8 protein-coding genes are annotated in these 8,316 nt (G+C 74.0%); 5 read left to right on the forward strand and 3 right to left on the reverse strand.

The window, feature by feature from the left end:
- Nucleotides 1-28: 28 nt before the first annotated feature.
- Nucleotides 29-2,575 carry an aminopeptidase N gene (pepN, locus tag ACFYON_RS28220; protein WP_354870872.1) on the reverse strand — a complete coding sequence of 849 codons (2,547 nt, stop codon included), beginning with the start codon at nucleotides 2,573-2,575 and terminating at the stop codon, nucleotides 29-31.
- Between the two features lie 226 nt (nucleotides 2,576-2,801).
- On the opposite strand from pepN, the gene ACFYON_RS28225 reads away from it, so the two are divergent.
- The 4 genes from ACFYON_RS28225 to ACFYON_RS28240 all read left to right on the forward strand — a co-directional run bounded on the left by ACFYON_RS28225 (nucleotide 2,802) and on the right by ACFYON_RS28240 (nucleotide 5,759).
- Nucleotides 2,802-3,425, forward strand: a complete 624-nt coding sequence (locus ACFYON_RS28225) for a disulfide bond formation protein DsbA (RefSeq protein WP_354870870.1) — start codon at nucleotides 2,802-2,804, stop codon at nucleotides 3,423-3,425.
- Between the two features lie 178 nt (nucleotides 3,426-3,603).
- Entirely contained in the window at nucleotides 3,604-3,930 is a 327-nt protein-coding gene (locus ACFYON_RS28230; RefSeq protein WP_355015049.1) for a hypothetical protein, read from the forward strand.
- An 87-nt stretch (nucleotides 3,931-4,017) separates the two neighbouring features.
- Nucleotides 4,018-5,217: a DUF1015 family protein gene (locus ACFYON_RS28235; RefSeq protein WP_354870865.1), complete on the forward strand. Its 1,200-nt coding sequence runs from the start codon at nucleotides 4,018-4,020 to the stop codon at nucleotides 5,215-5,217.
- Between the two features lie 71 nt (nucleotides 5,218-5,288).
- On the forward strand, nucleotides 5,289-5,759 hold the full coding sequence (locus tag ACFYON_RS28240; protein WP_354870862.1) for a ribose-5-phosphate isomerase: 471 nt from the start codon (nucleotides 5,289-5,291) through the stop codon (nucleotides 5,757-5,759).
- A gap of 16 nt (nucleotides 5,760-5,775) precedes the next feature.
- On the opposite strand, the gene ACFYON_RS28245 is transcribed toward ACFYON_RS28240, so the two are convergent.
- Complete coding sequence (locus ACFYON_RS28245; RefSeq protein WP_354870860.1) at nucleotides 5,776-6,183, reverse strand: hypothetical protein; 408 nt, start codon at nucleotides 6,181-6,183, stop codon at nucleotides 5,776-5,778.
- A 79-nt stretch (nucleotides 6,184-6,262) separates the two neighbouring features.
- A complete protein-coding gene (locus tag ACFYON_RS28250) occupies nucleotides 6,263-7,480 on the reverse strand; it encodes a GNAT family N-acetyltransferase (protein WP_354870857.1) in 1,218 nt (405 codons plus the stop codon).
- 99 nt (nucleotides 7,481-7,579) lie between these two features.
- Here ACFYON_RS28250 and ACFYON_RS28255 point away from each other — a divergent pair, with 99 nt between their 5' ends.
- Nucleotides 7,580-8,119 (forward strand): hypothetical protein, encoded by a 540-nt coding sequence (locus ACFYON_RS28255; RefSeq protein ID WP_354870855.1) that lies wholly within the window; start codon nucleotides 7,580-7,582, stop codon nucleotides 8,117-8,119.
- Nucleotides 8,120-8,316 lie beyond the last annotated feature (197 nt).

Below are 8,316 nucleotides of genomic sequence, written 5' to 3' on the forward strand. Positions count from 1 at the left end.
CGCACCGGCCCCGGCCGGCATGCCTCACTCAGGCGGTGCGCGCGTCCCGCTCCCGGGCCGTCAGCGCGCGGACCACGCCGTCGCGGCCCTCGGCCACCAGCCGCCGCAACGACGCCGGCCGCCCGTCCTGGGCCAGCCACGCGTCGGTGGCCGCGACGGTGTCCTCCTCGACCAGGTACGCCGGGTAGGCGAGCTGCACGAACTCCTGCGCCGGCTCGCTGTCGCGCTGCGCCCACACCTGGTCCACCGTGGCGAAGTACCGCTCCCGGTAAGGCGCGGTCAGCTCGACCTGCGCCGGGTGGGTGAAGCCCTGCAGCAGCGCCCGGTTGCGCCAGTTGGGCAGCGCGTCCGGGCCGGTGAGCAGCGCCCACACCGCCGCCTTGTTCTCGACGGTCGGCACCAGCGCGTGCGCGTACGCGGCCTCCCGCTCGCCGCTGGCGGTACGGTCGCCGGCCAGCTCCGCGTCCACGTCGGCGGCGCCCGCCGCGCCGTTGGCGACCAGCGACTGGAGCACCGTCCAGCGCAGCTCGGTGTCGACGGTCAGCCCTTCCGGCACCCCGTTGCCGTCCAGCCAGCCGCGCAGCGTGGCCAGGTCCTCGCCGGAGCGGGCCGAGGAGGCGTACGCGCGGGCCCAGGCGAGCTGGAAGCCGCTGCCCGGCTCGGCCGCCGCCAGCGCGGTCCGCGCGGTACGGGCCAGGTCGGCCCAGCCGGTCGGCGCCCACGCCGGGTCGGCGTAGAAGGTGAGCGCGGTGGTCGCCTGCCGCAGCGTGGCGGTGATGAGGTTGATGTCCGTCTCGGCGGTCACCCCGGCCAGCACCAGCGCCACGTAGTCGCGGGCCGACAGCTCCGCGTCGCGGGTCATGTCCCAGGCGGCGGTCCAGCACAGCGCCCGGGCCAGCGACGAGTCGAAGCCGGCGATGTGCTGCACCACGGTGGCCATGGACCGCTCGTCCAGCCGCAGCTTGGCGTAGGTGTGGTCCTCGTCGTTCAGCAGCAGCACGTCCGCCGCGGGCCTGCCGTGCAGCTCGGACAGCTCGGTCAGTTCGCCGGTCACGTCCGTCTCGATCAGCTCCCGGCGTACCAGCCGGCCGTCGGTCAGGTCGTACAGGCCCACGCCGATGCGGTGGGTACGCAGCGTCGGGTAGCCCGACGGCGCCTCCTGCCGGACCACCACCCGCTCGTACGTGCCGTCGGCGCCGATGGTCACCTCCGGGCGCAGCGTGTTGACCTGCGCGGTCTCCAGCCACTGGGCGGCGAACTTGCGCAGCTCCCGGCCGGAGGCCGCCTCCAACTCGGACAGCAGGTCGTCGAAGGTGGCGTTGCCCCAGGCGTACTTGCCGAAGTAGGCGCGCAGGCCGGCCAGGAACGGTTCCTCGCCCACGTACGCGACGAGCTGCTTGAGCACGCTCGCGCCCTTGGCGTACGTGATGCCGTCGAAGTTGACCTCGACGGCCTCCAGGTCCGGCATCTCGCAGTAGACGGGGTGGGTGGAGGAGAGCTGGTCCTGCCGGTAACCCCAGTTCTTGCGGATCGACAGGAACGTGGTCCACGCGTCGTTGAACCGGGTGGCGTGCGTGTTGCACCAGTGGCTGGCCCACTCGGCGAACGACTCGTTCAGCCACAGGTCGTTCCACCAGCGCATGGTGACCAGGTCACCGAACCACATGTGCGCCAGCTCGTGCAGGATCGTGTTGGCACGCTGCTCGTACTCGAAGTCGGTGACCTGCGAGCGGAAGATGTAGTGCGACTCGGCGTGCGTGACGCAGCCGAAGTTCTCCATCGCGCCGGCGTTGAAGTCCGGCACCCAGAGCTGGTCGTACTTGGGCAGCGGGTAGCGCACGCCGAACTTCTCCTGGAAGAAGTCGAAGCCCTGCGTGGTGATCAGGTGCAGGTCGTCGGCGTCCATGTGGGGAGCCATGCTGGCCCGGCAGAAGTAGCCCATGTCGATGCCGTCGTGGGTGCGGCGCACCTCGTGGTACGGCCCGGCGCAGAGCGCGGTGATGTAGGTGCTCATCCGCTCCGAGACGGTGAAGTGCACCGTCTTCAGACCCTCACCGGCGGCCTCCTCGCGCGCCACCGGCATGTTCGACACGACCCGCCAGTGCTCCGGGACGGTGGCGTGCCAGGTGTAGACGCTCTTCAGGTCGGGCTGGTCGAAGCAGGCGTAGACCTTCTGCGCGTCAGCGGTCTCGAACTGGCTGTAGAGGTAGGTCTCGCCGTCCACCGGGTCGACGGTGCGGTGCAGGCCCTGCCCGCTGTTGGAGTAGCCGAAGTCGGCGTCGACCACCAGCACGTTCTCGGCGGCCAGGCCGCTGAGGGTGAGTCCCTTCTCGGCGGACCAGCCGGACAGGTCGACCGGCTCGCCGTTGAGCGTGGCCGAGCGCACCGATTCGGCAGCGGTCTCGATGAACGTGGTCGCTCCCGGCTCGGCGCAGCGGAACCGGACCTCGGTCACCGAGCGGAACGTGCGACCGGTGGGCTGCACCGCGGTCGACAGGTCAAGGCTGATGTCGTACCCGGTCACCTCGAGCAGGCGGGCCCGCTCGGTAGCCTCGACCTGGGTCAGGTTGCGCACTCCCGGCACTGTTCGTCTCCATCCCGCTCGTCTCGCCGCGCCCCGTGGCGCCGGTTATCGCCCGGCCGCTCGTGACGGCGCGCTGCGAACCGAGTCTTCCATGTACGGACCGCTCCCGGTGGTCGAGGTCACGCTCTCATTCCGGTACCGGTCGGTGCGGTACGGGTGAGGATCGAAGGTGATCGCGCCGGGTCCCGGCGCGGCGATGTCGTGAAGGGAAGTCACAGTGACCGAACGTGTCACCGCGGACATGTGGTTCGACCCGCTGTGCCCGTGGGCGTGGATCACCTCCCGTTGGCTGCTGGAGGTCGAGCAGGTCCGGGACGTGGACATCCGTTTCCACGTGATGAGCCTGTCCGTGCTCAACGACGGCCGGGAACTGCCGGAGGAGTACCAGGACCTGATGGTCAAGGGCTGGGGCCCGGTGCGGGTGTGCATCGCCGTCGAGCAGGCGCACGGCGCCGAGGCGCTGGCGAAGCTCTACACCGCGATGGGCAACCGCATCCACCTCCGCCAGGAGGAGCTGGGCCGGGAGATGATCGTGGGCGCGCTCACCGACGTCGGCCTGGACCCGGCGCTCGCCGACGCGGCCGATTCCACCCAGTACGACGACGCGCTGCGCGCCAGTCACGAGGCGGGCATGCGGCCGGTCGGCACCGACGTGGGCACCCCGGTGATCCACGCGCCGGGTCCGGACGGCGGGCAGGTCGCCTTCTTCGGCCCGGTGATCACCCCGGCGCCGAAGGGCGAGGCGGCCGGCCGCCTCTGGGACGGCGTGCTGCTGGTCTCCGCCACCCCCGGCTTCTACGAGCTGAAGCGCACCCGCGAGCAGGGCCCCGTCTTCGACTGAGGGGTGGGCAAGGGCCCTCTGGCAACCCCCGCGCCCTCGCGGCGATCCGCCCCGAGCCCCGCACCGCCCGTCACCGGGCCGGTGCGGGGCTCGTTTCACCGGGTGTCCCAGCCGACGGCCCGTGCGGGGCCGTACCACGGCAGCTCCTGGAGGCGTTCCCATGGCCAAGCACCGCCGCATGTCCGACGACGCGCCGCAGCAGGCGACCGAGGACCCCGGTGCGACGTACTGGTCGGTGACCGAAGGCGACTGGCCGGCCGGCCCGGCGGAGGTGGCCGACCTGCTGGCCCCGCCGATCGTGGTCGGCGTGGCCCGGGTCGTGGCCACCTCGCGGATGACGCCGCCGGTCGAGCCCGGCCGCCCCGGCCGCGCGCCGTCGCGGCCCGGTGCCGCCGCCCACCCGGCCGCCGTCGGTGCGACGACGGTACGCCTCAACGCCGGCTCCCGCACCGCCCCGCCGACCCGCCGTCCCGCTCCGGGCCGGCACCGCAACCCCACCGCCTGAGCGGCCCGGGGCCCGGCGCTGTCACCTGGTGGTAAGCGGGTGAGTCGGACGGCGGCGGCGATCGGGGCCCGGGTAGCGTCAGCGGACATGACGGTCGTGCATCCGATCGCCCGGGCCTGGATCACCACTGGCGGCACCGGCGCGCAGAACTACGACGAGTTCGCCGACGACGCGGAGATCACCTCCATCGTCGAGGCGAATCCGCACAGCGCCCTGGGCATCGAGATGCCCCACCGGGCGCCCGGCAGCCTCGGGAAGTCCTTCCTCGACGCGCTGCCCGACGCGGTGGCGCGCCTGGCCGAGGCGAAGGCGGACGGCAGCTACACGCCGGCCGAGCAGGTGGTGGTGCTCTACCGGATCAGCGCGCCGGGCGAGGAGAGCGCGTACGGGCTGTGGGCCATGGTCGACACCGACCAGATCTCCACCCGCGCCGACGAGCCGGGCCTGGTGATCCGCAACGAGGACGTGTTCATCGCCAAGGTGCGCGAGCGCGTCGCCCTGGCCGAGGCGCTCGGTCACCTGCTCTCGCCCGTACTCCTGCTCCAGACCGGCCGGGGCGACGAGCTGCACGCCGCGCTCGCGGCGGCGACCGAGGCGGCCGGGGCGCCCGCCGCGACCGACGTCGACCAGTCCGGTCGTACCCATGCGATCTGGCTGCTGGGCCCGGGTGCGGCACAGGACGAGCTGACCGCGCTGGCCGGTGGCGGGGAGCTGGTGGTGGCGGACGGCAACCACCGCAGCCTGGCCGCGCAGACCGGTGGGTTCCCGCGCTTCCTCTCGGTGATCACCACGCCCGCGTCGGTCGCCATCCAGCCCTACAACCGGCTGGTCAGCGAGCTGACCGCCACCCCGGACGAGCTGCTCGACCGGCTGCGCGCAGCGGGCGCGGAGGTCACCCCGGCGGACGGGCCGGTCGACGTGCCGGCCACCGGCGGCGTCGTGCACCTCCACCTCGGTGGCCGGGGATACGCGGTGACGCTGCCGCACGTCGGCGCCGGCCGGCTGGAGAACCTCGACCACGCGCTCGTCGAGCGCCTGCTGCTGCGCGAGGCCCTGGGTCTCGACCCGGGCGACAAGCGGATCACGTACGTGGGCGGCGACTACCCGGCGAGCTGGCTCGTCGGTGAGGTCGACGCCGGCCGGGCCGAGCTGGCGGTGCTCGTCGCGCCGGTGACCGTGGACGACTTCGTCGCGGTGAACCTGGCCCGGGAGAAGATGCCGCGCAAGAGCACCTGGTTCACCCCGAAGGCGCGGGCCGGCCTGGTGGTGGCCGAGCTGCCGCACTGACCGTGTGACGAACCGCCTCCGGGTCGCCGCCCGCGCGCCGGCCCGGAGGCGGGCCTGTCAGACTGCGCGGTATGCGCGTCTACCTGGGATCCGACCACGCCGGTTTCGAGTTGAAGGTGCACCTCACCAACCACCTGGCCAAGCAGGGCTACGAGGTGGTCGACGTGGGCCCGCACGTCTTCGACCCGGACGACGACTACCCGGCGTTCTGCCTGCACACCGGCGACCGGGTGGCCGGTGACCCGGGCAGCCTCGGCGTGGTGATCGGCGGCTCCGGCAACGGCGAGCAGATCGCCTCGAACAAGGTGGCGGGCGTCCGGGCCGCGCTCGCCTGGAACGTCGACACCGCCCAGCTCGCCCGCGAGCACAACGACGCCAACGTCGTCGCGATCGGCGCCCGGCAGCACACGCTCGACGAGGCGACCGCGCTGGTCGAGGCGTTCCTGACCACGCCGTTCTCCGGCAACCCCCGGCACAGCCGGCGCATCGAGCAGGTGGCCGCCTACGAGCAGAGCCGCAAGCTGCCCGAGCTGCCTGCCTGAGCGGACCTCCGCGGGCTCAGCGCCCGTTGCGGGGCAGTTCCTCGCGCGGCACCCAGTTACGGCGGATGAGCACCACCCGCCGCTCGGCCTCGGCGAGGTCCTCCTCGCTGGGGCGGGCGGCGTCGCGTGCCCGCAGCGCGGCCGTCACGCTCACCTGCGACGAGCCGGAGCCGACCAGCCCGCGCAGCCCGCGCTCGCCCTCCTCGGCGGGCGCGGCGCGGCGACCGCGGGGCTCCGGCTCGCCCGGCCGTCCACCGCGCGCGGGCCGGGGCGCCACCTCATCGTGTACGGGTGCGGTGCTGGCAGTGGTTGCCTCGGCGGTGTCGCCGCTGCCGGGAGCGGTGCCGGGGGCGGGGGCGTCAGCCGGGGCGCCGCCCTCGCCGTGATGCCGCAGCCGCCGTCGCCGTCGCTCCGCCTCACCCATCTCCCGACCGTACCGCCCCCACGCCCTGATCGAGCGCACCGCGTCCGCCCGCGGAACCGGGTGAGGGCCGGGGCGAGGGTTAGAAGACCTCCATGGGGGAGGGGGTGCGGTGCCAGGTGAAGGCGGGGGTGAGCGTGGTCAGGGTGTCGGGGATCAGCTCCTGGACGCGGCCGGCGGCGGCCAGCGCGTACGGGTTCGCGCCGCCGAGGTACAGCTCACCGAGAGCGCGTACGTCACATGCCAGCCCGGCCGGGGCGGTGGTGGGCGTGCACTGCGCGCCGTCGCGTCCGCCGACCAGCCGCCAGCGGCCGGTGTTCTCCAGCAGCTCGTCGGTGACCTCGATCACCACGTCGACGTCGGTGGCGTAGCGCCGGGCGGCCAGCGCGGCCGGCACGTCAACCACCCGTACCCAGAGCGCGTCGGCGAGCTGCGGGGAGAGCTGACGGGGCTCGTCCACCAGCCGCAGCAGCGGCTCGTCCAGGGCCGCGATCGGGAACGACAGCCGGCGGGTCAGATCGACCGAGAGCAGCAGCCGCCACAGCGCCGTGTACGCCTCCGGCGTCGCCGCCACCACCTCGCCGACCTGCACCTCGGCCTGCGGTCCGGTGGCCGTCGAGCTGTCCTTCGTCCGGTAGAGCGCGTACCCGTCGGGGCCGTCGGCGCCCTCGTGCAGCAGCACCCGGCGCTCGGTGGCGCCGCCCCGGTGCGCCTTGAGGTCCGCCAGCAGGTACGACCACCAGCGCTCGTCGCGCCGGGACCAGCCGGGACGCCCGGCGCGGACCCGCTCGTACAGCCGGGCCAGCTCGTCGCGGTACGCGTCCGGACGGTCCAGTCGTAGCCTGCCCTCGGTGGACGCCGGGGCGGGCAGGCGCAGCCCGGTGGTGTCCGCGGACAGCACGTACCGCGGGGCCGCCGACCCGTAGCCGAACCGGGGGTAGATGCGTCCCTCGCTGGCCCAGAGCACCGCGACCGGTTCCCGGCCGGCGTCGCGGACGTCGCGCAGCTGGCGGCGCATCAGCATGGTGAGCAGGCCGCGCCGCCGGTGTGTCGGCGCCACCGCGACCATCGTCACGTGCGCGGCCGGCACGTCCGCGCCCGGCACGGCGAGCTCGCGGCTGAACGCGGTGGCGTGCGCCACGGCCGTGCCGCCGTCGCGGACCAGCAGCGACCGGTCCGGCTCGAAGATCGGGCGTTCCAGCGCCTGCACGTCGGGGTCCAGGTCGCCGTGGAAGGCGAGCGCCAGCAGCGCCGCGATGTCGTCGAAGTCCTCGGCCCGGGATACCAGCACGTCAGTCACGGAACGTGTGTATCGCACCGTGATGGGGGTCGGCACCCTATTTGCGGGCTGGCTACCCTCGGAGCGGAGGCCGGAACCGGTCGAGGGGGAGGACGGAAGATGGCGGACCAGACACAGCCGTGGGCCGAGCGCACCGTGGAGGTGCCGCCCCAGCCGGGGGTGGTGCCCCCGCAGCGGGACGCGTTCCAGCGCGGGGTGGCCGCGGTCGGTCAGCCGCGCGCCCCGCGTACGCCCCGCACCGAGCAGTTCCCCACCGTCGAGCACGGCGACTGGGCGGCCGAGCCGGCGCCGCGCCGGCCGATGAGCTGGCACCTGGCGCAGGCGCGCAAGGGCGGTGAGCTGAGCGCCGCCGGCGCCCTGTTCGCGTTCGTGTGCTGGGGCATCTGGGCGATCTCCGGCCGGGGCAACCTGGTCGCCCCGCTGCTCACGTTCGTGCTCAGCCTGCTCACCGCGGTCGGCCTGTTCGCGTTGGCCCGGCTGCTCGGCCGGCTGGTCCTGGAGCGGCAGTTCGGCCGGGTGCGCCGCAGCGCCAAGGGCGCTCACCTGGTCACCGCGTTGTTCCTGGCCGGCGTGGGTGTGGCGTACCTCCAGCAGACCGAGTGGGTGGTCTCCGCCTGGAACTGGGTCACCGGCAGCTGAGGCGGTCGGGGGGGGGGGGGGGGGGGGGGGGGGGGGGGGGGCGCGCGGGGCGGGGGGGGGGGGGGGGGGGGGGTGGGGGGGTGGGGGGGGGGGGGGGGGGGGCGGCGGCGCCCCCCCCCCCCGTTGGGGGTGATCGGCAGCAGCGGGGTGGTGACGGCCCAGGCGCCGTCGTCGGAGCCGGCGACGACTTCCAGGTG

It is taken from the genome of Micromonospora sp. NPDC005686 (assembly GCF_042871665.1).
Classification (GTDB): domain Bacteria; phylum Actinomycetota; class Actinomycetes; order Mycobacteriales; family Micromonosporaceae; genus Micromonospora.

Coding starts and splice junctions, on each gene's coding strand:
- ACFYON_RS28245 (WP_354870860.1), bottom strand. CDS start 6,183: ATGGGTGAGGCGGAGCGACGGCGACGGCGGCTGCGGCATCACGGCGAG.
- ACFYON_RS28255 (WP_354870855.1), top strand. CDS start 7,580: ATGGCGGACCAGACACAGCCGTGGGCCGAGCGCACCGTGGAGGTGCCG.
- ACFYON_RS28235 (WP_354870865.1), top strand. CDS start 4,018: ATGACGGTCGTGCATCCGATCGCCCGGGCCTGGATCACCACTGGCGGC.
- ACFYON_RS28230 (WP_355015049.1), top strand. CDS start 3,604: ATGTCCGACGACGCGCCGCAGCAGGCGACCGAGGACCCCGGTGCGACG.
- ACFYON_RS28240 (WP_354870862.1), top strand. CDS start 5,289: ATGCGCGTCTACCTGGGATCCGACCACGCCGGTTTCGAGTTGAAGGTG.